The following is a 26,110-nucleotide window of genomic DNA, read 5'->3' as shown; positions in this document are numbered from 1 at the left end:
TTCTAATTTTAATAGTTCCATAAGAATATTTTATGATATTTGTTCGAAAATGGCAAGTTAAATTAGTCATCGGGACAATTATAATCCCTGTGGTTGCTTTTTGCAACCCTATTTTGTACTATTTCACATTATTCCGGCAATCACATAAAACCAACGATAGGCAGTGTCAATAAAACAACTCTCGGCTTGTTTTTAAAAAAATTTTATTGTCTTTACCCATTTAGCATGACATATCATACTGCTATGTATAGTGTATCAAAAAAAATGATGCCTTTATATGTTATACAAAATAGATACTATTAAAAATTTTTATTCTATATAACGATACTTGCTCGATATATAGAATGATACATATAAATTTATTCCTATATTTTATAACTATTATTCAAAAAATGGACTTCCGATATAGAAATATCGGAAGTCCATAAAAAATAGCTATAAATCAATTCTAAAAATACGTTTTCCGTTTTCAAAGGTAATTTTTTGTATTTCTTCCACTTCCATCCCTCGAAGTCTCGCTAACTCAGCAGCTACGTATTTTACATATGCTGGTTCGTTTCGTCTGCCACGAAACGGTGGTGGTGTAAGATAGGGACAATCAGTTTCAATTAAAATTCTATCCAGTGGAATTTCTGAAGCAATACGCTTCAGTTTTTGTGACTTTGGAAAAACCATAGTGCCCGTAAAGCCGATATAAAATCCCATTTTCAACAATTCCTGTGCCATTTCTAAGCTGCCTGAGTAACAATGAAAAACGCCCTGCAGTCCCTTGCCATATTGACGCAAGATGTTCATGGTATCCCCATGTGCTTCCCGATCATGAATATCGATAGGGATATTGTATTCACTCGCTAGTTTCACCTGTTCAATAAACACCTTCTGCTGCACTTCATGTGAAGGCTCCGGCCAATGATAATCCAGCCCAACTTCTCCTATTGCAACAATTTTCTTTTCAGTTGCAAGCCATTTTCGAATTTGTGTGAAACTTTCAGAATCAGCACTAGCAGCATCTTCCGGATGAATCCCGACAGCCGCATATACCTGTGTATATTGGCGACTCATGGCAACTGCTTCTGCTGATGTAAGTATATCTGTTCCCGGACACATCATTACTCCTACACCTGCATCAAAAGCGCGTTGCAGCATTGCCTGCCGATCTACATCATACGACGTGTCATTGATATGGCAATGCGTATCAAACAACATGTTACCTCACCCGGCTTCCCGGAGCCATACCATCAACAAATGCAACTTGCAGCTTGCCATCACCATCCGAAGCAGCTAACAGCATGCCTTTTGATTCCACTCCACAAAGTTTTGCCGTTTTTAAATTTGTTACGCAGATAATACAATGTCCAATAAGATCTTCTGGTTTGTAGAACTGGGAAATTCCGCTAACAACGACACGCTGTTCAGTTCCAAAATCCAGACTTAGTTTCAAAAGTTTAGAAGTTTTAGGAACTTTTTCACAATCTAAAACCTTCGCTACACGTAAATCCACTTTCCCAAAATCATCGATTTCAATTTCCGGTTTAAATACTTCTTTTGCCGCAGTACAAACAAGTTTTTCCGGCTCACTTTCTTCCACTTCTTCAGGCAGTTCAAATCTTGGGAAAAGTGCCGCTCCTTTGGATATCTTGGTATCCGCCGGATATTGTCCCCATACTTGGGCCATCTGCAATGTCGCATTTGAAAAATCGCCAAGACCAAGCTGCTGCCACATTTTTTCAGCACTGGCTGGAATATAAGGACTAACGAGAGTAGCTATAATCCGTAAAGAATCCATTAGATTATACAACACGGTTTCCAAGCGTTTTTGCTTTTGATTATCTTTAGCCAGTACCCATGGCATTGTTTCATCAATATACTTATTGGAACGCCGAATAAGTACCCATACATCATTGATTGCGTCATTAATTTTCATATCATCCATAAAAATTTCAAAACGTTTTGCGGTATCAACCCCACAAGCCGCCAAATCCTCATCAACCGTTTCCGCAAGAGAAGGCGCCGCAACAACACCGCCTTCATATTTTTCTACCATAGCCAAGGTTCGCTGCAGCAAATTGCCAAGATCATTTGCCAAATCCGCATTAATACGACGAATAAAAGAAGGAAGTGAAAAATTACCATCCTGCCCTAATCGAATTTCTTTTAAGAGATAATAACGAAGCGGATCTGCTCCATATTTTTCAATAAGTGGAATAGGATCAACAACATTGCCTAAGGATTTACTCATTTTCGTGCCATCAACAATAAGCCATCCATGTCCAAAAACCTTTTTGGGAAGAGGCAATCCGCAACTCATAAGCATGATTGGCCATATGATAGAGTGGAATCGGACAATTTCCTTTCCCACCAAGTGCAAATCTGCCGGCCAAAGTTCTTTAAATCGTTCCGGATTATCATGATACCCAGCTGCCGTAATATAATTGACCAATGCATCAAACCACACGTACACAACATGCTTAGGATCCCACGGAACTTTAATTCCCCAATCAAAGGACGTGCGGGAAACGCAAAGATCTTCCAGCCCGCTTTTAACAAAAGCAATCATTTCATTGCGCCGCGATTCCGGCTGGATAAAATCAGGGTTTTCATCAATAAATGCAAGCCAGCGGTCAGCATATTTACTCATTTTAAGAAAATAACTTTCTTCTTTAACAAGTTCCAACGGACGCCCACAATCGGGACAAATATGTTTCCCCTCCGGAAGTTTATTTTCCGGCCAAAATGTTTCACAAGGTGTGCAATACCAGCCTTCGTATTCCGATTTATATATGTCCCCATTGTCATAGGATTTCTGCATTAAGTCTTGAACGACTATTTCGTGCCGTTTTTCTGTCGTACGAATAAAATCATCATTAGAAATATTGAGTTTTTTCCATAATTGTTGAAATAAAGACACAATATCATCAACATAGGCAATAGGCGTCATTCCTTTAGCCTCAGCAGCTCGTTGAATTTTCTGACCATGTTCATCTGATCCCGTCAGAAAAAACACGTCATCCCCTTTAAGACGATGATATCGTGCAAGTGAATCAGCAATAGTTGTACAGTAAGTATGCCCAATATGAAGTTTTGCACTAGGATAATAAATGGGTGTAGTAATAAAATAGGTATTCTTTTTTTCAGACATGTATGTCCCTCCTATGCCGACAAATGAGCCGGCAGATTATATAATAAGCGCAGCCTGGTACACACTGCGTTTAGAAACGCCGCATCGTCGTGAAACGGTACGGATAGCTTCCTTCTTGGAAATTCCTTGTTCCATCAATTCCCTGACCAAAGACACATAATCCGCATCTCCATCAGCATTTTCCTTATCAATTTTTGCTCCTTCAATAAGGATAACAAATTCACCCCGAATCTCTTGCGCTTGTAATATTATACGTAGTTCGGTCAGCGTTCCTCTAAAGTACTGCTCGTAACACTTTGTAAGTTCCCTGCACAATACAGCTTTCCGATCACCCAATATGTCTATGATTTCTGCTAATATTGTTTGGATACGGTGAGGCGCTTCATAAAAAATTAACGTTCCCTCGTAAAATTTAATAGATTCCAGTACAGGCTGCCGATGTTTTTTTGTTTTAGGCAAAAAACCCATAAAAGTAAATCGTGTCGTATCCATACCCGACGCAATCAATCCCGTAAGTCCTGCATTGGCTCCTGGAACAGGTACAACACAGATATTATGTTCTATACACAGCGTAGTAAGATCACTGCCAGGATCACAAATAGCAGGCATACCCGCATCACTCACTAACGCAACCATATCTCCTGCTATCATTCGATTTAGAAGCTTTGGTCCCTTTGTTTCCTTATTATGTTCATGATAACTGGTAAGGGGAGTTTCAATCCCGTAAGCACGCAAAAGCAGTTTTGTATGACGGGTATCCTCTGCAGCAATTAAATCCGCTTCTTTGAGACAGCGCACAGCCCGATATGTAATATCTTCAAGATTTCCAATTGGGGTCGCACAAAGATATAATGTTCCTTTTTTAAATACTTCTGCCATAGCATACCTCTTTATTTTAATATCATTTTTTGCCATACCAATCAAGGATGACCTGTGTATAGGAACCATCTTCATTATGAACAATAAGTGGAGGCTGCACGGTAAGACCTGTTTTCCCGCCGCGAATGCCTTCAATAAGAAAAAGCTTGGCCCGTTTATGAATTCGCCCATGAATCATACACAAAGACTTTGGTTCTATATTATACATTCGCATAGCTGTCAATACATCTGTTAGTCGTTCCGTTATATGCACCATGCGAAAACGTCCATGGTATTTAAGAGCATAGCGTGCGGCTTTTATTACATCCGTTAGTGAAACAGTTTCTTCATGGCAGGCCCGGCGAACACCCACAATTTTACTTTCTGCGCCCCTGCCTATTTCTCGATATGGCGGATTGGCATAAACAACGGAAAAAGCACCGCTTGAAAACCTATCTTTCAACTTTCTGTAATCGCCTTCTGCAATACGAATATAATCGCTCCGTCCATTCAGTTCAACGTTGCGGTGAGCAATATCTGCCATAACCGGATTATATTCTATCCCAATAATATTTCTCGCTCCGCGTGCTGTTAAAATAAGAGGTATCGCCGCCGTTCCTGTTCCCAAGTCAAGAACCGGTCCATGGGGCACATCTCCAAAGTGTGCTAGTAAAACGGTATCTAAAGAAAAGCAAAATTGATCATCCCGCTGTATGATTTTCATTCCATCGAGGACAAGATCATCCAGACGTTCGTGTTCATTAAGGTTAATCATCTTGATCTGGAACGGCAATATCCGCCCAAGATATATTGACAGTATGGCCTGACTCTAATTGAACTTTGACAGTATGATCCTTCATATGGACTCGCAATATCGTCCCCAATCCATCATCAGTGATAACCCGCTGTCCCACAGCCGGAGCGCTTTGTTCTTCCGACTTTGCAGACCTGTGCTGACAATTGGTACATTTCAGCTCGCCTGACGTATATAAATCATTTTCATAACGCAGACAACACATAAGTCTTCCACAAATACCCGAAATTTTAGTCGGGTTAAGTGACATTCCCTGTCCTTTGGCCATGCGAATGGATACAGGCTTAAAATCACCTAAAAAAGAAGCACAGCACAAGGGCCGGCCACAACAGCCAATTCCTCCAACCATCTTCGCTTCGTCTCTCAATCCAATCTGACGAAGTTCAATGCGTGTACGAAAAACCGAAGCTAAATCACGCACAAGTTCACGAAAATCAATACGTCCATCAGCAGTGAAGAAAAATATGATTTTTCCCATATCAAACGTATAATCTACATCAATAAGTTTCATTGGCAGCTTATGCTTAACAATTTTTTCAAGACAAATCGAAAGCGCTTTTTTTTCTCGTTCTCTGTTCTTTTCTACCTGGTGTTGATCCTTTGCCGTTGCTTTACGAATTATTGGTTTTAATGGCTGTACTACTTCACTATCAGGAACATCTCGCGGAGCAATGACAATGGTTCCATATTCCATACCCCGAGCGGTTTCCACAATAACGCCATCATTTATATTTAATTCGATACCCGTAGGATCAAAGTAGTATACTTTGCCAGCTGCCTTAAAACGTACGCCTACAACTATCACCTAAATTCCTCCTTTTGATTGCTGGAACCGGATAGTAACATAATCCCAGACAAGTCGTGTATTAACATGACGAAAAACAGCTTCTGTTCCCGCATCAAGAGCTTCTAATCCATTAACTATCGCTTCATCAGACCAAAAAGGCAGCAATTCTATTATATTCTCTCTGTATTGCTTCAATCGTATCTGATCCGGAGCACTCCCGCTTCGAATAACCATCATATCACGCAGAAAAACACCTGTCCAACGTAAAATTTCCATTGTATTTTTATCTGTGAACGCACTTGATATTGTCAGCCATTTCGCATAGGGACACGCATGCTTTGCCATAAGACGGAGAAAATCCAAAGCATAGTGCACATTTTCAGCCCCTTTTCCATCCAGTAGATCCAGTACAGTCCGAACATTTCCTCCGCCCCACAAAATCGCTTGTTCATAGTCTTTAAACGTACCACCTCGCAGGCGAATCAATCCATCAGCCATTTCTTTATCTTCTACGGGTTCAAAAGAAAAAACAGCGCACCTGGAAATAATTGTCGGTAACAATATATCAATTTGATTTGTAACAAGAAAAAAACAAACATCCTGCGGCGGCTCTTCTAATATTTTCAGCATGCGATTCGCAAACTCTTTATTAATTGTCTCCACATGATCAATAAGGCAAATACGTTTACTGCCAAGTTCTCCCATAAGCATAAGTTTTTCTTGAAGCTGACGAAATTGATCAACTTTAAGCATAGATCCCATAGGTGACAAAAAATAAACATCATCTCGATCTTGTACAATAACCTGTTCCCGAAACTCTTCCCAATTGGAAAGCACTCGACGATGTACCATTGCCGAAGCAGCGGCTACAGCCATACAAGTTTTTCCCAAGCCAGAGGATCCGGTAAAAATAATCGCATGAGGCATTCGATCAATTTCAATTAAATGCCGCAGACGTTTTTTTATCTTGTCATGGCCAATGATACCGGCAAAATATGAATCATCCACCACAAAGCCCTCCTCGAAAAGAATGTCTATCTAGTTTATTATAAAAGCATTTTCCTATAAAGTCCATAATTTCAGATTATTTCATTCGTGTTCTTCTATTTCCTTAAAAGTGCTTTTACTTTCGTATAAATATCTAAATGTATATCAGTCGGAGATCGTAGTTCTTCTCCTTTTGTACAATCAATTTTTTGCCACCCGTAAGTTTTCGCAAGTTCATGATATGCATGATGACACTTAGTCAAAAATTCTCTGTTTTTTTCATGAATATCACCCGTCCGTCCACCTGTTTTTCCTTTTCGCTGAGACATTAATTTTTCACTTACATGTAACGGCATATCCAGTAAAACAACTAAATCCGGCACAGGAAGGCCCATTTTGTAAAATTCCAAGTCACAAAGCCACTGTAAATATGTCTGGCGTTCCTGCGTAGTATTAAACTTTATCATCTGATACAGCATATTACTTGTAGTATAGCGATCTGCCAGTATAATGCCGCCTTCCTCAAAAAAAGTTTTCCATTTCATTTGATATGATGCAAATCGATCAACCGCATAAAAAGTCGACGCTGCATAAGGGTTAACTGCATCTGCGTCTCTACCAAAAGCCCCCTCCAAATACATTTTTACCAATGCACTGGATGGACTATCATAATCGGGAAAACTGACAGCCTGTACTTTCTCTCCGTCTTTTTGCAGATGTTCATAGAGAAGTTTTGTCTGTGTTGCTTTGCCACAAGCATCGCCGCCTTCTAATATAATCAAATATCCTGCCATGTTATCTCCCTTCTTTATCAGAATAATTTAAGACACACAACGTCTGCAACGTTTTATCTGAACTCCCATGCGGAATATATCCATAAGTCAATTTATCTTTTATGTATGCCAAACATTCTTTGGTAACTCTTTCCCCTAAAGAAATAACCGGAATCCCGGGAGGATAAAAAGTTATGGTTTCTGCCGCAATACACCCTTCACTATTCGTTAGGGGAACTGCTTCAACCTTCCCATTCCATGCTTTCTGAGGTGAAATCACTATTTCAGGGTGTGGCAGAGATGGTTCTTTTATATCTATGGAATTTCGTCTTTTTCCACATGCTATTTTTTGGCAAGCCCGTAGTAATGATGCAATGCTCTGTTTATCATCGCCTATAGTAATCAGCGCTAATACATGATTTCCGGCTGTCATTTCCACTTCGATTCCCTGCTGCCGCAGCAAAAGTTCTGCTTGTCGGCCGGAAAAACCGATTTGAGAAAAATCGATAGTAATTTTAGTTTCATCAAATCCGCTTACACCGGGATAAGAAAGAATTTCTTTCCCAAAAGAAACTATTCCTTCAATATTATTCAATTGATTACGTAAACCGCGAGCTAATTCAACAGCACCCCCCACTAATTCAGTTCCCTGTAAAGCGAGTTGGCAGCGGGCACTGTCAAGCGATGCCAAAAACCAATAATTGGGACTCGTCGATTGAACAAGCGCCATAGCTGCTGCAACTTTTTCGGTACCGCTAAACCCTTTACGGCAATGCAGCATCGATGTCTGGGTTAATGATCCTGCTAGCTTATGTGTACTTTGTGCTACACAATCTGCCCCACAAGACAATGCCGTATCTGGAAGCTCCTCATGAAATGGAAGATGCGCTCCATGGGCTTCATCAACAAGAACCACCAATCCCTTATTATGTGCGTACGCCGCCATATCTCGAAGATTACACGCAATCCCATCATAAGTAGGATATGTAAAAAGAACAGCCTTGGCTTTCGGATGCTTATCTAACGCTTTTTGTAAACTATCCATATCAGGCCCCAGTGATACTTGTTCCTTCTGTGCAAAGCGGCTCTCCATATACACAGGTACAGCCCCGCTCATAATAAGACCACTCATTACACAACTATGTGATTCTCGCGGGATAATGATTTCATCCCCACATCGGCATATTGCCAATATCATCGCTTGAACACAAGCAGTTGTTCCATTTATCGAAAAAAAAGTTCGACCGGCACCATATAAATCAGCTGCTAGCTGCATAGCCTCCCGTAATGGTCCTTCCGGTTGGAACAAATCATCCAAAGCATACATCAATCCCAAATCTCGAGCTAACGCTCCCCCAAAAAGATATTTCTGATAACAAGAGGCTCCTTTTCCTATCTTGTGCCCCGGCGTATGAAACGGCATCATCTGTCGATGTACATACTCTTCCAAAGCCGCTACAAAAGGAACTCTATTTTGTCGATTTTTATCCATCGTGCTTCCTTTCTAACAAAAAAATCCATGCAAAAGCACGGACATTAATGTCTTTATATTTTATCATGAGACATGTATATTGACAAGAAATTATACTGATTCTAAATGAAATAAAGTATATATAAGGGACAGAAATATTTTCTATCTGTCCTATTTACACCATGTATATTTTGCATTAAAATATTAGTACAGTTTATATTAGGAGGTATAGAAATGAAAACACCACGAGTTTTGGCAATTCATGATATGTGTGCTTTTGGAAGATGCTCTTTAACAGCAGTACTGCCGGTATTATCTGCAATGGGTATACAAGTTTGCCCTTTTCCAACCGCCATATACAGCAATAATTTAACCTATGATAATATCGATTTTTATGATTTTTCGCCTCATATGCGGCATTTTATGGATATATGGCAAAAAAATGGATATCAATATGACGCTATATATAGTGGATTTTTAGCAAATGCTGAACAAATTTCTATTGTTGAAGATGCGATTTCCCGTTTTGCAAAAAAGGATACTACGATTATCGTAGATCCAGCCATGGCGGATAACGGAAATCTTTATCCTGTATTCAAACCTGCTATCATTGATGCTATGCGTCATCTCATCAGTAAAGCTACGGTAATAACACCCAATTATACTGAAGCTTGTTTACTTCTCAATATTCCATATACAGACGAAATACCAACAACTAAGAAAATAACCACTTGGTGTCAGAAATTATCTGCATTAGGACCAAGCAAGATTGTTATTACCAGCGTCCCCGCTTCAAATAATGAAATCAAAAATATCAGTTATGATAGCATGACTGCTTCGTTTGACGAATACACAATTTCCCGTATTCCCTTCAACACCTGTGGAACCGGTGATTTATTTACGAGTGTTCTTACTGGCTGTCTTTTAAAAGACTTGTCTCTTCATGATGCCGTCAGTAAAGTAATCAGCTTTATGAATTATTGTATCAATTATACATACCAATCCGGCAGTGATCCTCGTGAAGGCGTCCAAATAGAACCTTGTTTATTGCATTTGCAAAACATTGAAAAAAAATAAATTAGCTGCATAAACATTAAACTGCCTCTCGTACATTAGATTATATAGCTAACGCACAAGAGGCAGTTCTACTTTATATTAAGGCATTGCATTTCCTTTTAAAATACGCCATATCGCAATAGTATTCGCCGCTGTAATATATTTCTCGTATGACATATCATGCATATTTTTCTCTTCCATCATGGCTCCCTTGTTAATAACCAGTCGATAGTTAAACGCCTGTTGTGACCTCGTAAGCGGTGGAAGCAACGCTTCATATTCAGCACCCTGCGGCAAAATGAACTCCGCAAGGGTCGGTATAATCTGTAAATGACTACCTGCTGCTTCAGGAGGCAACATATTCGGAGTAACCCCATCACCATAAAAGAAACAAGGAATTCCACTCAGTTCCGGCAAAGACACATCCGTAGCAAAATTAAAACGTTCTGCATGATCGCCGGTTACAACAAATAAGGCACTAGGGTCCTTAGCCGAAACATCATCAATAAATTTACCCAAAACATTGTCTGCATACCAAATATGGCCTAACTGGTCAATTGTTGCTTTATCTGTTGGAATCGTTTTGGGCAGTTTTTCTGTAACTTCTTTGCGAGGAAAACCATAAGCATCTACATTATAAGCAAATGGCGGATGATTCGTTGTCGTCATAATCATATGAAAGGTTTTTCCCGTATCCTTTGCCATATATTTTTGAATAGCATTAAATAGTTCTCCATCAGGGACGCCCCACGTTCCTTCATCTTGCGGTGGCATTTCATCAGAACAATGAAATTCATCAAACCCTTCTCGAAGAGTAAATGCCTTTATATCTTGCCAGCTGCTTAATCCTCCATACCAGAAAACCGTTTTATATCCCATTTTTTTCATAAGCATCCCAATACCCATTCCATATGCTCCATCTGGGTTTTGGATATAATTAGGGGATAATCCTACATAAGGAAGACCCGTAAACAAACCATTAAGTGACGTTATTGTACCGTTTCCTGCCGCCAAGAATTGATACGTAGAAGCTCCCCCTTTAGCTAATTTTTCTCCACTCAGACATAATCCCAGGTCTTGATATTGCGGTAAAAGAGGCCATAACGCATAATTCTCCCCAACAACAAGCACCACCTCCTTAGGCGGTGTTTTCAGCGGAGAACCTGGTGCTTTATGCAAAAAAGCTTCATCTATCGTCTTAGCATTGGGATTTCCCCCTAAAGTACGAATTGCATCCTTTAACTCTTGTGGTGAAATCTTGCGTTGAGCCTTGCTATATGCGCGCTGATACGTCTTATATGCCCTATATAAGGCCTGCCCATCATCAAGTATGGCCTCATTTAATAAGTGTGACCGAGTTTGTCCTGCATCCTCCCATGGAACTCCGCTATCCGAATTAAATGCTCCGCCAAATCTGCAAAAAATACCAAACACAGGTAAAAATAGAACAATAACGCAAACAACAGGGCGTACATATTGTTTAGGTGTCCAAGTTTTTGTTTGTGAAAAACGGTACCATAGATATACTAAAATAGCTGCTAATATAATACAACCTGCCAAACGCGGCCATAACTGATATTGACTAACCATAGTCTGCCATATAGCAGTTTTATCATCCTTCATTCCATTGAAGAGCATAATATTATAGGATTGATGGAACACTCGATAATAAGGAATCCGCGCCATAAATAAAAAAGACAACACAACAGTACTGATACTTCCCCAAATTAAGCGAATCCGGTCTCCCGGCCATTTTTTTAAAAAACTGGCTGGTATTGTTGCAAAAACCAAGGATACTGCCGTAAACGCTGCTGCGGTCTTTAAACTAATACGCAGCCCAAACCAGAAAGTCAACCATAAGTCATGCATATTGGCATCGTTTAATTGCCCTGAATAAATTGCAATAAAAGACCAGCGGAATATCATTATGATGACGTGTAAATAAATAAAAAGCTTTAAATCTTGTTGTATATGATGTAAAAATCGCAATGTAACATCTCCTTTCAATCAAAGTTGTGGCTCTTACATTTTAACACATTCAAGATCCTCCTGATACATATACATCTGATTTATTTATTAATAATACGATATAATTATCACATTATTTTGCATACTATTGCACTTTATTTGTTTGCAATACGAATCCAGTCGCTGCTGCATCGCTTCTCAACAAAAATATATATTTTTTTGTTTAATTGTATAAAACATAATATATATACTGCATTTATTAGTTAAACTTATAAAAAAACGTATAATATACATTATATTTTTATATACTCAACTAAAAGCCAATAAAAAATATTTACATTACAATCGTTTGTTGTATAATGTATAAGGATAAGTGTATTTACTTATTGTAATAATTTTGTAAACCCTTATTTGCATGATAGAAACAGGTGTCTACCATGAACAGCAAAAAACCACATAGATTAACCGCAGATAATAGTCTGTCCATCATCAAACAGCTGGCTGATAACGGCTGTATTTCTTTATGCACAATAACCGTGCAGCAACCCCCTGTCATTCTTTTTGCTAATGATGCATTTTATCGCCTGTGCGGATATAATGATGAAAAAGATATGTACAGCTGTATGGGCATCGATACTTGGAGACTTGTATATTCGGCAGATCAGCCGACCTTGTTCGGAACATTAAAAAATGCGGTTACAACAAAGAAAAGTTTATCTATTACTTTTCGCATTATTACAAAAAACGGCAGCATTCATTACGTTCATATGGTGGGAGAACCTCGACGAGAAATAGAAAAAATTGTCATTGATGCCGGAATTATTGAACTTGTTAATAAAGGCGCCGCAACAACTGCTCCCGTATCTATTTCCGTATCCGAACCGGCGCGGCCTGCAGGTGACTACTTTCTCTATACTACACTGAATCTTACCAGCGGAATCGTTGATTATGAAGACGGAACTTCCGATTATATCTGCCGCCAGTTGACAAATGGCTTAATTATATCTTATGTTGCATACCTTTCGACTCATTTTGTATATACAGAAGATCGAAGTGAATTTACAGAATTTTTGACACGTGAGCACTTATTAAGTCTTTATGTAAGTAATATATTAAAAGATAAATTAGAATTCCGTTTTATTACCGCAGAAAAGATTTTCTGGGTACGATTGAACGTACATCTCACCAAACAATTGACTTCTGATGAAATCAAAGCCGTCCTTGTATTTAGCGATATTGATGAACAACGCCGCAAAATGGAACGCTTAGCTCAATTGGCTTCGCGCGATTCTTTAACTAAATTATACAATCATGAGGCAACGGTACAACATATTACAGAAAAGTTATCTGTTTTTGAAAATGGCAGTACTTTATCTTTATTTATGATCGATATTGATGATTTTAAACAAATCAACGATACCTTAGGACACCAATCAGGAGATGACATATTAATCCATATTGCTTCTATACTTAGACACTCTTTCCGAACATCTGATATTATCGGACGCATTGGCGGCGATGAATTTTTAGTATATAGTACGTTTAACGCTTCCGACGAAGTGATTCATAAAAAGGCAGCCGCGCTCTGCAGTTCCTTGCAACTGTCGATTGGTACCAATCCAACAATTAATGTTTCTGCCAGTATCGGTGTAGCGGTTGCCAAAAAAAAAGTTTCTTTTACTTCTTTTTATAAAACGGCAGATGCCGCTGCTTACACAGCAAAAAATGCAGGAAAAAGTCGATATCAAATAGTAGAAACATCAACTACAAATGACGCTCCCTCTGTATCGCTTTCCCCAAAAACAGCTCCGTCTTTTAACTCCATACAGTTGCAACCTTTGCTGCAATACATGGATGGCGGTATTTTGCTCATTGAAGTTGCCGCTGAAATTAAATTGCTTTACATAAGTCCCAGTTTTAAAACAGCTTTCGGTCATTCTCAAACAGAAAAGTGGGAGGAACCAGATTTATTAAAAGAAATATATTCTCCTGATTTAAAAAAATTTGAAAATGCGCTGCGCACCGGAGCTGTGAAGGACGCTCCTATAGAACTTACTTTTCGTACAGAAGATTTTTCCGGAAAAATAAACTGGCGTCATTTGCGGGCCGTCCGGATTCCCTATGACAATACATTTCCAGTGGTATTAGCCATTATTACAGATATTACGCGTCTAAAAGAACAAGAAAACGTTATCGCAGAAAGCAATGAACGATTACGTATCGCTTTTGATCAGACCTCCAGTATGCTTTGGGAGGTTGATCTTAAAACCAAAGTATTTGCTATGTTCGATAATACAACGCAAACTTATGTAGCAAATACTATCGTCCCTAACTTTCCCCTTTCCATTATTAAAGAAGGATGGATTCATCCCGATTCCGTTGTTTCTTATAAAGCTTTTTGCAATGGTCTCTTACGCGGAAATCCCACAGGTCACGGCGCTTTTCTGGTCAGAAGCAGAAGAACGCTGGAATACTGTTGGGCTGCTTTATCTTATCACACATTATACACCAGCACGGGAATTGCAAGAAAAGCCATCGGCATTACAGAATATCTACCATCTATTGAAACAAAGCACTACCGCTTTATAAAAGAAAATCGATTATTCACAGCACTGCGTCGTACGGCCTATAGCTGTGCAAAAATAAACCTTACACAGGATATTGTAGAAGAATATTACCCTCTTAAAACCATAGAAAATTATCCTTCGTACAGCTCATACTGCAATCAAAAAGCAATACACCTTTCTGGTAAGGATAAGTCGACCTATTGGAATATATTCAGTCGAAATAATTTATTAACAGCCGCTAAAAACGGAAAAATATCAATGTATAAAGAATTTAAAATAAAAAAACCGAATGCTGCTGCCGCGGTCTTCTCACAAGAAATGTGGTTTACCAATAACCCTGTATCTAAAGAAATATATGCCTTCAATTTTTGCTGCAACATCAGCAAATCACGCCAATGGCTTCCATTGGCCTGTAACCCGCTGCTCCTTGATAACGAACTGAGTTTATATTCACAGGATACAGCAATACCATATATTGATACCCTTGTTTCTCACTTGCCGGAAAAAACACCATTTGCTGTTGTTTTTATCAAAATTTTGGGACTAAAGGAAACCTTTGATGCAGAAAACCCGTCTTCATTTACCGGTGAAGGTCAGATAGTGGGACATGTATTTCGATTTATATTAGGTAATGAATACATACTGAGTAACTATAAACAAAACCAGTTTTTTCTTTTTAAACCTTATGTATTTTCAAAATCAATTATCCGAAATCAAATTTTAAAAACGTTTGATGAAGTACGTAAGGTTCAAATTTTTCTAAAAATAAAAAGACATTTACATTTTAATTTTGATATTGCTATCGGCAATACATCTGAAATAAATTGGCACATCGTATTGCAGAACACTATTAAAAATACAGAAAAAAAATAAGATCAAAAAAGCGGAGAAGAAATTCAAACGTAAGTTTCTTCTTCGTTTTTCTAATCTCCAAATCATTATCTATTTTTTATATTATTGACTCCATCCTATTATGCTGCAACCTTTTTTTCCATTCCTTGTAAATTCAACGTTATATGCCTATAAAAATATAGCAATTTACTTAAACTGTTTTAATGTCAATCCTGTAAGAACCATTAGCTCTTCAAAAGAAGCTGCATGCAGTTTTTCAGCTGCAGAACAGGCGATTGCTGCACAAACCCGAGCATCGTCAAGCGCTTGATGATGTTGGAAAGAAATCCCCAAATAGTCGGCCATGGTATCCAGTTTGTGATCAGGTAACTCTGGCCAAACTTTACGTGATATTTCCACCGTACATGCATATTGCATTTTAGGTCGTTCCAATTCGTATGTTTTAAGCATACTACGCAAAACGCGCATATCAAATACTGCATAATGAGCAATAACAATTCTACCTTCCAAATGACGTCGTATATCTGTCCACAACACATCAAAAGTTGGTTTGTGTGCTACTTTATCTTCAGTTATCCCATGAATTTCTACATTTACTGGATCGAAGCGCATAAATGGCGGTTGGATAAGAGAATATGCTTCTTGTACACATTGTCGATCATGCATTGTAACAGCAGCCAAAGAACATGCGCTATTAGCGTATTTATTAGCTGTTTCAAAATCAATCGCTGTAAAATCCAACATTTATAATAACATCCTTTCAAACAATTATACTATATTATACCATGTATTTTGAAAATGCAGTCTTTTTATATAAAATCTGTCCTTTCAAAATACAGGTACTTCCTGCGTATAGTATTCCCGCTGCAATGATTTGATTTTCTGCTTTTATAACAATATACTCAAAGGAATAAATATGAAAAATATACACATATGCCAGATTACATTTGATAATACCGCCATTTTATATACTTGGGAAAAAAAGAACATCAAAAACATCAATCTTCGTATACGTCCGGATGAAACAGTGTATGTTTCCTCCCCCTCCCATATTTCTCAAACCCGCATAGAAATCTTTCTCACCCTGCATAAACATTTTATTTTACGTGCGCTCTATCAACTACGCCAGCAGAAACGATTACACCCTGTAATATCTTTAAAATCAAAAGATGTAATATATCTTTTAGGAAACAAAATGATTGTACAAGTCAACCGCAGTCAATCAAACTTAATATCCATAGAAAATAATATATTGCAAATAAAAACGACCCGGCCAGATGATTGGGAGTATAAACGCAGCCTTTATCATAAATTTCTACATCAAACAGCATCACAACATCTGCCGCCTATCATCAAACAAAGCCTGAAATTAGTTCGTCCATATGGCATAACTCCCCCCCAATTCCGCCAGCGTTTAATGAAATCTCGTTGGGGATCTTGTATCCCTTGCAAACAAATAATAACGTTAAATACATATTTGACGGTTATGCCAAACGATTGCACAGAATACGTTATTTTACATGAACTTTGTCATCTTCTGCATCCTAATCACTCTTCCCAGTTCTATGGATTGATAGAAAAAATTATGCCTGATTGGAAGAAACGAAAAAAAGCAATGCTCCTATATCAACCATTCTGCATATAAATATCTGTACCTTATCGTAGGATATGATTACTATATTTTTTCGTATTAAATTATCATTTAGGGTCAATATGTATAACAGGATCGCAATTTCCGTATGCTTCATGCAGTGATGCTTCGACTTTTTCTGATATAGTATGCGCTTGACACAACGATAATTTTTTGTCTAATTCCAAATGAAAATCCATCAATACTTCCTTACCCGCCATACGTGTACGAAGATGATGAAACCCCAGCACTTCCGGATTTTTCATAATAATGTTGCCAATTCGGCTTTCTTCAGCGTCACTTAATGATGCGTCTGTTAAATCATCGTAGCTCGAACGACACATTTTATAACCAACGCGCATAATTCCACCTGCTACTAAACAAGCAATCAACGGATCAATCCACAAAAATCCGGTTATTTTCATAAACAGAATTCCTGCCATGACACCCGCCGAAGTCCATACATCTGTGCGTAAATGCATTCCGTCTGCCAATAAAGCTTGTGACCCCGTCTGTTTGCCAACGATACATAATCGACGTGAAATAAAAATATTGAGCAAGCTAGACCCTAACATAACAATAAGCGCTAAATTTAATGATTGTGGTTTCTGTGGTACCGTCAACTTAGTAATCGCTTCTGATAAAATGAACACGGCCGCCAAAATAATCAATAAGGATTCAAATGCAGCGGATATATTTTCTACTTTTCCATGTCCATAATCATGATCTTGATCGGGAGGCAATGATGCTTTTTTAACTGCCATAAAAGCAATTGCCGCTGCCAGAAGATCGACTCCTGAATGAACCGCCTCTGAAAAAATACTGACAGTACCAGTTAACATTCCAACAAAGAGCTTACATATCACTAAAATTATATTGCTAATTACGGATAACCTTGCAGTATTGCGTTTCAATTGAATTTCTTGTTGCAGCATATATATATCTTCCTTCAAATTAAAATATAAAAACAGCCTGTGGGAACTTACCTATATTCCCACAGGCTGACCTGTTGCTTTCGCCCGATTACAAGATGTAATCTGTCCGGTAGAACTAATACTACCACTTTTATTCTCATTTGTAAACACGTAAATGAGAATAAGTCTGTTATTTTCTCATTTATCATGCTAATATGTTTATTACTTCGGAAAATCAGACATTCTCATGAAAGCGTCCGCTATTCCTTCTGAAAAAATAGAACCATTTTGTTCTACAACAATCCCGCTCATCATCACGCCAAGTCCCAATGAATCCATTTGTAAAATCTTATCCATATTTTTTTTAATGCATTCGTTTCCAACGCAATCTATCTAGACAGCATGGATATCAAAAATAGTAACTAGTAAAATATAAAATCTATTTGATTTTTATTAATTTTTCACTAACTTCTCCCCATTCTGTCTATCTTCCAATATAGGCCTCAACTAAAAAAACAAGGAGTAAGTGTCATCTTTTCAGATAACGCTTCTCCCTGTTATATTATGGTAAAAACAACATCGGATCCGTCGGTGTGCCATTTACACGAACTTCATAATGACAATGCGGCCCTGTACTATTTCCTGTACTGCCAGCCAAAGCAATAATATCCCCAGTCTTAACTGTTTGTCCTTGAACAACCAACAACATCGAATTGTGACCATATCGTGTTACAAATCCACCGCCATGATCAATTTCTACCAAATTGCCATACCCACCAGTCCAACCGGCAATTGTTACTGTTCCTGAGGCCGTTGCTCTTATAGGGGTACCATAGTCTGCCGCAATATCAACACCTTCATGAAAACCCGTACCTCCACCGATGGGGTTTCCACGATATCCAAATTTAGACGTAATAGTCCCTTTAACCGGCCATATAGATGGATAATTAGACGATTCATATTTTTTATGAGATTGCTGCATTTCCCGGACTTGTTCACCCGCAGTGTCACTTAAAACTGTTTTTAACGTGATGAAGCTTACAACACGAGCATTCACCCTGGTTTCCATACGCGAGGTGGTAAGTAATAAATCATTAAAACTTGCTTTAGAAATGTCCGGAGATTTCTTCGGCTTATCTATTACCCCACCATCACCTTTTGGGCTGTCGCCAGTTTCAGCTCCTTTCACCATCTGGCGCAATTCCTGATCCAGCGAATCTAACTTATCCATTTTTTCCTGCAACGATGCAGTTTTATCCCTCATAATCTCAAGTTGCTGCTCATGCAGCACTTCTTTTTCCCGCACATTCTGTAATTCTACATATTCAAATATACCTACAACAACTCCGATTACAATTAATAGCGCTGCCGCTGCAGCTGTTATAACTGCACGTCTATATTGCCTTGGCGTAATTAAAATAGGTCCTGTTCGATTGTTACGAAGTGCGTGAAATTGTTTAGTTAATTTCTTTACTTCACACTGACACTGACGCTTATATGTCTGGATATTCAATTATGGGTCCCTTCTTCATTCTTTGTTAACGGCAGTTACTTCTCCCGTATAATGTAATGCATTTTCCAAACTTTCTTTTTCCTCTTCGCTCATACTGTATAAGCTTCGTCCATTAACAATAGGTTTCGCAAAAATACGTGACTCATTCCTTCCGTACACACTGGAAAGACAAAAACCATCATTTTTACCATCTAAAATAGTAAAGGCAAAACTTAGATGATTTCCAATATTATCAAACGCGTTATACTTTACAAACCCAATTTTTCGAAAACAATGATTCTGTATTGTCAGCATTTCCGCTTGTGTGCCGTAAAGAGAATCTAACGTGTCCGACAATTCACGCAGCTGTACTACATCTTCACGCAACTTGGTTTCTACGCTTTTCCCTGTTTCATCCTGCATAAAAAAACTATATTTCCTTGTTAATTTATTAACACGATAATTCAACACTACTATATATATAAGCAAGAGCAATAGCAAAATCCCCACTGCGCCAGCAGCAACCAGATACATCATCCCCATATTCATTCCATCCCACATGTTTTCCTCCTGCTGAAGTATCTATTTAAAGTCCGTACTTTATAATACACTAAAAAAAGCCAAAAAAACAACCTATATTGTAAATTAATTATAATTTTTTTCAAACACTAAAATCAGAAATAGCATATTCTCGTTTCTGATCTTCATCTGTAAGCATTGCTAACAATCGTTCAAATTCCTTTTCAGATGTAAAAGAAATTTCAATTTTTCCGGCATTTTTTTTATGGTTCAAATGAATAGAAACACCGGTACCTAAATGCATTTTTAATTTATCTTGAAGTGATTCCAAATATACATCTTTTTCTGCCGGCTTTTTTTCTTCTTTTCCTTCACGTTCTATTATTGCTTTAGCCAATATTTCTACTTGACGTGCTGACAAACCATCTCGAACAATCCGCTCTGCCAAATTCAGCTGCTGTGTTTCATTCTTCAGCATAAGTAACGGACGTGCCTGCCCCATAGTAAGCCGTCCATCAGAAAGCATTTCCTGAATACGCTGCGGAAGCTGCAGAAGACGCACCATATTAGCTACATGAGAACGACTTTTACCAACCTTTGCCGATACCTGTTCTTGTGTCAGTTCAAACTCTTGAATCAACATCTGATAGGCAGCCGCTTCTTCAATCACATCAAGATCCTCGCGCTGTAAATTTTCAATTAAAGAAATTTCCGTAGCTACATCAACGGTGTATTCCTTAATAATAGCCGGAACCGTTTTTAAATGACATAACTGAGCCGCCCGCCACCGACGTTCGCCTGCAATAAGTTCATATTTTCCATTTTCTTTTTTTTGAACTACCACCGGTTGTACGATTCCATATTGGTTAATAGAATCTGCCAATGCTTGCAGCGCTTCTTTATGAAAGATTTTACGTGCCTGTCGAGGATTGGGTATAATATCGGTAACTTCTATTTCCAGTGCAGGTTTCCTGACATCATCCAGATGGCTTTCTGTAAGTCCTAAGGCTTCCAGCCGTTTTCCTAATCCAGTTCCTGAACCCAGTCCTTTTTTTTTAACCGACACGGTCAATCACCTCTCTTGCCAATTTCTTATATACTTCCGCTCCCCGAGAATGGGGATCATAGGTAGTAATTGGTTCGCCATGGCTTGGCGCTTCTCCCAAGCGGACATTCCTTGGAATAATAGTATTAAAAACCTGTCCGCTAAAATATTTTTTAACTTCTTCCGTAACTTGAATTGATAAATTAGTTCTTCCATCAAACATAGTAAGAACCAACCCCAATAACCGCAAACTTTTATTCATACTGTCCCGTACCATTTCTACCGTCTGCATCAGTTGTGCCAAACCTTCCAATGCATAAAATTCACACTGCACGGGAATAATTACGGAATCAGACGCCACCAACGCATTAATAGTTAATAATCCCAATGAAGGCGGACAATCAATAACAACAAACTCATACATATCCCGGATAGATTGAATTACTTGCCGTAAAACGGTTTCACGCCCTTCCATATTAACCAGTTCAACTGCTGCTCCAGCTAAATCCATTGTTGCCGGAACAATATGGAGTTTCTTTACTGCAGTTTTTTGCAAAACCTCCGTCATGGGGACTTTCTCAATAATGCAATCATACAAATTGCCTTCCAATCTTTCTTTATCTATTCCTAGTCCACTCGTAGCATTTCCTTGTGGATCAAGATCTATCAAAAGCGTGCGTTTTCCCGCTACCGCCAGACAGGCACTTAAATTAACGGCAGTCGTTGTTTTTCCGACGCCTCCTTTTTGGTTCGTTACGGCAATGATATGTGCCACCAAAGCCACCTCATTTCACATAAAAGTTTTGCTATCTTATAGTATATCATAGGTCTTTATGAATTTCACGAAAAAACAGGTATTTCTTCTTGATAAATCATGGAGTTAAACTAATAAAAAAACAAAAACGGCGTATAGATATCGTCCTTAAAATTCGTCTACAGCCGTTTTTATTTAACTTGATCAAGGGTACTTTCAGCGTTTCTGCCTGCCATATGTAGTATGCAGATATTGATGGGATTTTTTACTTAATGGCTGTTCCAGCCATTCCTTATAAATAGTTTTAATATCGGGATTTTCATGGGACTTTCGAAATTGAGAATACTCATCAATTTTATACAATGCTTCCGCACGTTTTTTCTTAATATCCATATTGGTTGGAACCGGCTGTCCGCCGCCTCCGATACAGCCTCCGGGACAGGCCATGATTTCAATGAAATGATACGATGCCGTACCATTTCGCACCCTATCCATCATTTTTTGCGCTGCTCCCAGGGAATTACACACCGCAATCCGAATTTCCTTATCTCCCATCTGTATCTGCGCCTCTTTTGTACGATCTAATCCCCGTACTTCCGTATACTCTATATCCCATAAATCCTGTCCTGTCACAATATCCGCTACCGTGCGAAGCGCTGCTTCCATGACGCCGCCGCTGCTTCCAAAAATAGCTCCGGCTCCGGTTCCATACCCTAAGGGTGAATCAAAATCCACAGATCGGATGCTCCTGAAATCAATGCCGGCTTCGCGAAGCATCCGTCCCAATTCGCGCGTCGTAATCACAATATCGACATCCTGATATCCCGAATCACGTAATTGCGGCCGCACACATTCCGCTTTTTTCGCAGTGCACGGCATAACAGAAACACTGACTATATGCGCCGGATCAATTTCTGCTTGATGGGCAAAGTAGGTTTTTATGACGGTGCCGAACATTCCCTGCGGAGACTTCGCCGTAGATAAATGGTTCAATAAATCCGGATATTTCAGCTCACACATATTTACCCATCCCGGACTGCATGAGGTTATCATCGGCAGCACTCCGCCTTTTGTCAGTCGATCGAGAAATTCATATCCTTCTTCCATGATCGTCAAATCAGCACTAAAATTTGTATCAAATACTTTATCAAACCCTAAGTTTCGAAGCGCCGCCACCATTTTCCCTGTTACAATACTGCCCGCCTCCATCCCCATTTCTTCTCCCAATGCTACCCGTACAGAGGGAGCAACTTGGACAACCACCACTTTTCCCGGATCGTTTATCGCCTCCCATACGCGTTCTGTATCATCTTTTTCAACGATGGCTCCCGTCGGACAAAGACTGGCACATTGTCCGCAATAGGTACAGGCTACTTTGCTTAAATCTTGTTCAAATGCCGTTGAAACGATAGAATTAAATCCCCGGTTGGCAAAACTGTATACATTCATTTGCTGTATATCTCGGCACACACGAATACATCGCCCGCATAAGATGCACTTTTCCTGATCGCGAACCAAACAAGGATTAGATGCATCAAACGTATGTATTTTCCGTTCTCCCCAGTCAAACCGATGCGTCCGGACTCCCATATCAGCCGCCATTGTTTGTAATTCACAATCTCCGTTTTTGCGGCACGTCAAACAATTCTTCGGATGATTTGCCAACAAAAGTTCTATCACCATGCGCCGTGCCTCCCGCACTTTTGCCGTATTTGTTTTTACGATCATCCCTTCTTCTACTGGATACATACAGGATGCCACTAATGTTTTTGCCCCGCTGCCCTCCACAATGCACATGCGGCAAGCTCCTTCCGGTACCAGATCCGGATGATAACAGAGTGTCGGAATATAAATACCGGCTGAACGGGCTGCTTCCAATATGCTAAAGCCTTGTGGTGCTTTAACAACAATTCCGTTAATTGTCAAAGATACTGTTTTCATACTCAAGCCCCCTTTACTCTTTGATAATTGCGTCAAACGGACAATTCGTATAACAGGTGCCACATTTAATGCATCTTTCTTGATCAATGCAATGTTTTTCTTTTACCTTTCCCGTTATAACATGTACCGGACAGTTTCGTGCACATAACCCACATCCTTTGCACGCATCCGTAATGATATAACTGGCCAGGCTTTCACACGCACCCGCCGGACAATGTTTTTCTTTGATATGTGCCTCATATTCATCCCGAAAATATTTGATCGTGCTAAGAACCGGATTCGGTGCTGTCTGCCCCAATCCACACAAAGAAGCCTGCTTTATATTCCTCGCCAATATCTCTAATAATTCCAAATCACTTTCGGATCCGCCGCCTTCTGTAATTCGTGTCAATATCTCCAGCATACGCTTAGTACCTTCCCGACAGGGGGTACACTGCCCACACGATTCAGATTGTGTGAAATTAATGAAAAACTTAGCTACGTCCACCATACAGGTTGTTTCATCCATGACTACCAGCCCGCCTGATCCCATCATGGCCCCTACTTCCGTCAAAGAATCATACGTCACCGGTAAATCCAGCAGTTCTTCCGGCAGGCAAGCTCCGGACGGACCGCCTATCTGCACTGCCTTAAATTTTTTCCCGTCTAAGATACCGCCTCCAATATCATAAATAATTTCACGCATGGTAATCCCCATCGGCACTTCGGCCAATCCCGTATGATTTATCTTACCGGTAAGAGCAAATACTTTCGTACCCGGCGATTCTGCTGTACCAAAATGCCGATACCACGCAGCGCCTTTATTGATAATCTGTGCAACATTGGCATAAGTTTCAACATTATTATTATTTGTCGGCTTTCCCCACAATCCTTCGTTTGCAGGAAATGGCGGACGCGGACGCGGCATGCCCCGCCGCCCTTCAATGGATGCGATAAGTGCTGTTTCTTCTCCACAAACAAAGGCTCCCGCCCCTTCTTTAATATGCAGCATAATATCTTTCCCGCTGCCAAAAATGTTTTTTCCCAAAAAACCTCTTTCCTCTGCCTGCTGAATTGCTATTTTTAACCGCTGCACCGCCAACGGGTATTCCGCCCGTACATAAATATAGCCTTCATCTGCACCAATAGCATAAGCGGCTATTGCCATTCCTTCCAGTACCCGATGCGGATCTCCTTCGAGAACACTTCGGTCCATAAAGGCTCCCGGATCTCCTTCATCCGCATTACAGATAATATATTTTTTATCGCTTTCTGCATTTTTTGCAAAACTCCATTTTTTACCCGTCGGAAATCCGGCTCCGCCTCGTCCCCGCAGACCGGAATCAATCACTTCCTCGATGACTTTATCTTGTGTCATTTCCGTAAGAGCCTTAACTAACGCAGCATATCCGCCAACTGCAATATACTCTTCTATTTTTTCTGGATCAATCCGACCGCAATGTTCCAATACAATACGCTTCTGCTTTTTATAAAACGAAACATCCGCCGCCGTTAATGCCGGCTTTCCATCAACGGGATCGTAATAGAGCAGGCGCTCAACAGGCCGGCCGTTACATAAATGACTCTCTACAATTTCTCCTGCATCGTCCGGCTTTACTCGACAGTAAAAAAACTGCCCCGGGTAAATAATCATCAAGGGACCATTTTCGCAAAAACCATGACAGCCTGTTTGTACTACGTGTACTTTATCTAGCATTCCCCTCGCTGCCAATTCGTATTCTAATTGTCTTTGGATTTCTTTGGACCCGGAGGATTTACAGCCTGTGCCTCCGCAAATCAGTACATCAAACACTGTCGGCTGTTCATTTCTATCATTTTTTTCCAGCCGAAGGGAAACCGCAGTTTTATATACATCTTGCATTTCCTTTAATTTTTCTGCTGTAATCATCATACGCGATCCTCTTCTCCTATAGTTTTTTTCTGGGTATACTGTTCCTGTAGACAATATGACAATACTTTCCCGAACATATGCCCGTGTTTTAGATTCTCCAAAAGTACAACTGTGTTTATTTATATTGTGCCAGCACCTTGGCAATTTCCTCTTCCGTCATACGGCCATGTGTATCCTCATTGACTTTCATAACCGGTGCCAATCCACATGCCCCCAAACAGGCAATCGTCTCCAATGTAAACCGTAAATTTTCTGTCGTATGGCCGGCCTTAATTCCCAACTCTTTTTCTACAGCATTTAAAATGATTTTACCGCCGCGTACATGGCATGCTGTTCCTTGGCAGACACAAATAATATTACGTCCGCGAGGCTGTAAATGAAATTGCGAGTAAAAAGTTACCACGCCGTAAATGGTAGAAATAGGGATATCTGTCTTATCTGCAATATACAGCAGCGCCGATTTTGGCAAATAATTAAACAAGTTTTGTGTGTGTTGCAGAATAGGAATCAATGCCCCTTTTTCATCTTTGTAGGTATTCAAAATTTCATCAATACAAGACTGTTTAGGAACACTATCGTCTCTATAAGCTGATTTTTTTTCTACTAAAGACATATTTTGCCACTTCCTTTTCCATTGTTTACACATAATACA

The 26,110-nt window shown here is 39.4% G+C and carries 22 protein-coding genes; 3 read left to right on the top strand and 19 right to left on the bottom strand.

Features of this window, described 5'->3' with window-relative positions; genetic code table 11:
- Positions 1–435 precede the first annotated feature (435 nt).
- The 8 genes from BLR11_RS08760 to BLR11_RS08725 all read right to left on the bottom strand — a co-directional run bounded on the left by BLR11_RS08760 (position 436) and on the right by BLR11_RS08725 (position 8,850).
- Positions 436–1,206, bottom strand: a complete 771-nt coding sequence (locus tag BLR11_RS08760; RefSeq protein WP_091650829.1) for a TatD family hydrolase — start codon at positions 1,204–1,206, stop codon at positions 436–438.
- A 1-nt stretch (position 1,207) separates the two neighbouring features.
- Entirely contained in the window at positions 1,208–3,139 is a 1,932-nt protein-coding gene (gene metG, locus BLR11_RS08755; RefSeq protein ID WP_091650827.1) for a methionine--tRNA ligase, read from the bottom strand.
- 36 nt (positions 3,140–3,175) lie between these two features.
- The gene (gene rsmI / locus BLR11_RS08750) at positions 3,176–4,018 is read right to left on the bottom strand and encodes a 16S rRNA (cytidine(1402)-2'-O)-methyltransferase (protein WP_091650824.1); all 843 of its coding nucleotides are present in this window, start codon (positions 4,016–4,018) and stop codon (positions 3,176–3,178) included.
- Between the two features lie 22 nt (positions 4,019–4,040).
- Positions 4,041–4,790, bottom strand: coding sequence for a tRNA1(Val) (adenine(37)-N6)-methyltransferase (locus BLR11_RS08745; protein WP_342707196.1), 750 nt, complete (start codon positions 4,788–4,790; stop codon positions 4,041–4,043).
- The gene (locus BLR11_RS08740; protein ID WP_091650821.1) at positions 4,765–5,616 is read right to left on the bottom strand and encodes a PSP1 domain-containing protein; all 852 of its coding nucleotides are present in this window, start codon (positions 5,614–5,616) and stop codon (positions 4,765–4,767) included. Before BLR11_RS08740 ends, BLR11_RS08745 begins: the two co-directional genes overlap by 26 nt.
- Positions 5,617–6,606 (bottom strand): DNA polymerase III subunit, encoded by a 990-nt coding sequence (locus tag BLR11_RS08735; protein ID WP_091650818.1) that lies wholly within the window; start codon positions 6,604–6,606, stop codon positions 5,617–5,619.
- A 95-nt stretch (positions 6,607–6,701) separates the two neighbouring features.
- Complete coding sequence (locus BLR11_RS08730) at positions 6,702–7,379, bottom strand: dTMP kinase (protein ID WP_091650815.1); 678 nt, start codon at positions 7,377–7,379, stop codon at positions 6,702–6,704.
- A 1-nt stretch (position 7,380) separates the two neighbouring features.
- Positions 7,381–8,850 (bottom strand): aminotransferase class I/II-fold pyridoxal phosphate-dependent enzyme, encoded by a 1,470-nt coding sequence (locus BLR11_RS08725; protein WP_091650809.1) that lies wholly within the window; start codon positions 8,848–8,850, stop codon positions 7,381–7,383.
- Between the two features lie 213 nt (positions 8,851–9,063).
- Between BLR11_RS08725 and BLR11_RS08720 the strand changes: the two genes are divergently transcribed.
- Entirely contained in the window at positions 9,064–9,906 is an 843-nt protein-coding gene (locus tag BLR11_RS08720; protein WP_091650805.1) for a pyridoxamine kinase, read from the top strand.
- A 78-nt stretch (positions 9,907–9,984) separates the two neighbouring features.
- On the opposite strand, the gene BLR11_RS08715 is transcribed toward BLR11_RS08720, so the two are convergent.
- On the bottom strand, positions 9,985–11,874 hold the full coding sequence (locus BLR11_RS08715) for an LTA synthase family protein (RefSeq protein WP_218118757.1): 1,890 nt from the start codon (positions 11,872–11,874) through the stop codon (positions 9,985–9,987).
- Between the two features lie 416 nt (positions 11,875–12,290).
- Here BLR11_RS08715 and BLR11_RS08710 point away from each other — a divergent pair, with 416 nt between their 5' ends.
- Positions 12,291–15,293, top strand: coding sequence for a diguanylate cyclase (locus BLR11_RS08710; RefSeq protein WP_091650802.1), 3,003 nt, complete (start codon positions 12,291–12,293; stop codon positions 15,291–15,293).
- 165 nt (positions 15,294–15,458) lie between these two features.
- Here the strand turns inward: BLR11_RS08710 and BLR11_RS08705 are convergent, their stop codons facing one another.
- Entirely contained in the window at positions 15,459–16,016 is a 558-nt protein-coding gene (locus BLR11_RS08705) for a 3'-5' exonuclease (protein WP_091650800.1), read from the bottom strand.
- 172 nt (positions 16,017–16,188) lie between these two features.
- On the opposite strand from BLR11_RS08705, the gene BLR11_RS08700 reads away from it, so the two are divergent.
- The gene (locus BLR11_RS08700; RefSeq protein ID WP_091650799.1) at positions 16,189–16,917 is read left to right on the top strand and encodes a M48 family metallopeptidase; all 729 of its coding nucleotides are present in this window, start codon (positions 16,189–16,191) and stop codon (positions 16,915–16,917) included.
- A gap of 53 nt (positions 16,918–16,970) precedes the next feature.
- Here BLR11_RS08700 and BLR11_RS08695 read toward each other — a convergent pair whose 3' ends face one another.
- From BLR11_RS08695 to nuoE, 9 genes are all read right to left on the bottom strand, one after another.
- On the bottom strand, positions 16,971–17,837 hold the full coding sequence (locus tag BLR11_RS08695; RefSeq protein ID WP_091650796.1) for a cation diffusion facilitator family transporter: 867 nt from the start codon (positions 17,835–17,837) through the stop codon (positions 16,971–16,973).
- 201 nt (positions 17,838–18,038) lie between these two features.
- On the bottom strand, positions 18,039–18,173 hold the full coding sequence (locus BLR11_RS14600) for a hypothetical protein (RefSeq protein ID WP_281240850.1): 135 nt from the start codon (positions 18,171–18,173) through the stop codon (positions 18,039–18,041).
- 205 nt (positions 18,174–18,378) lie between these two features.
- Positions 18,379–19,329: a M23 family metallopeptidase gene (locus BLR11_RS08690; RefSeq protein WP_091650794.1), complete on the bottom strand. Its 951-nt coding sequence runs from the start codon at positions 19,327–19,329 to the stop codon at positions 18,379–18,381.
- 15 nt (positions 19,330–19,344) lie between these two features.
- The gene (locus BLR11_RS08685; protein ID WP_091650792.1) at positions 19,345–19,869 is read right to left on the bottom strand and encodes a DUF4446 family protein; all 525 of its coding nucleotides are present in this window, start codon (positions 19,867–19,869) and stop codon (positions 19,345–19,347) included.
- Between the two features lie 100 nt (positions 19,870–19,969).
- Positions 19,970–20,893: a ParB/RepB/Spo0J family partition protein gene (locus tag BLR11_RS08680; protein ID WP_245675124.1), complete on the bottom strand. Its 924-nt coding sequence runs from the start codon at positions 20,891–20,893 to the stop codon at positions 19,970–19,972.
- Positions 20,883–21,647 (bottom strand): ParA family protein, encoded by a 765-nt coding sequence (locus BLR11_RS08675; protein ID WP_091650786.1) that lies wholly within the window; start codon positions 21,645–21,647, stop codon positions 20,883–20,885. Before BLR11_RS08675 ends, BLR11_RS08680 begins: the two co-directional genes overlap by 11 nt.
- A 195-nt stretch (positions 21,648–21,842) precedes the next feature.
- On the bottom strand, positions 21,843–23,567 hold the full coding sequence (locus BLR11_RS08670) for an NADH-dependent [FeFe] hydrogenase, group A6 (protein WP_091650784.1): 1,725 nt from the start codon (positions 23,565–23,567) through the stop codon (positions 21,843–21,845).
- Positions 23,568–23,580: 13 nt separating this feature from the next.
- Entirely contained in the window at positions 23,581–25,458 is a 1,878-nt protein-coding gene (gene nuoF / locus BLR11_RS08665) for an NADH-quinone oxidoreductase subunit NuoF (protein WP_218118756.1), read from the bottom strand.
- A gap of 115 nt (positions 25,459–25,573) precedes the next feature.
- Positions 25,574–26,071, bottom strand: a complete 498-nt coding sequence (gene nuoE, locus BLR11_RS08660; RefSeq protein ID WP_091650782.1) for an NADH-quinone oxidoreductase subunit NuoE — start codon at positions 26,069–26,071, stop codon at positions 25,574–25,576.
- Positions 26,072–26,110: the final 39 nt, after the last annotated feature.

Source organism: Megasphaera paucivorans, assembly GCF_900103535.1.
GTDB lineage: Bacteria > Bacillota > Negativicutes > Veillonellales > Megasphaeraceae > Megasphaera_A > Megasphaera_A paucivorans.
The sequence above is the reverse complement of the archived record's forward strand: the minus strand, read 5'-3'. Positions and strand labels throughout refer to the sequence as shown.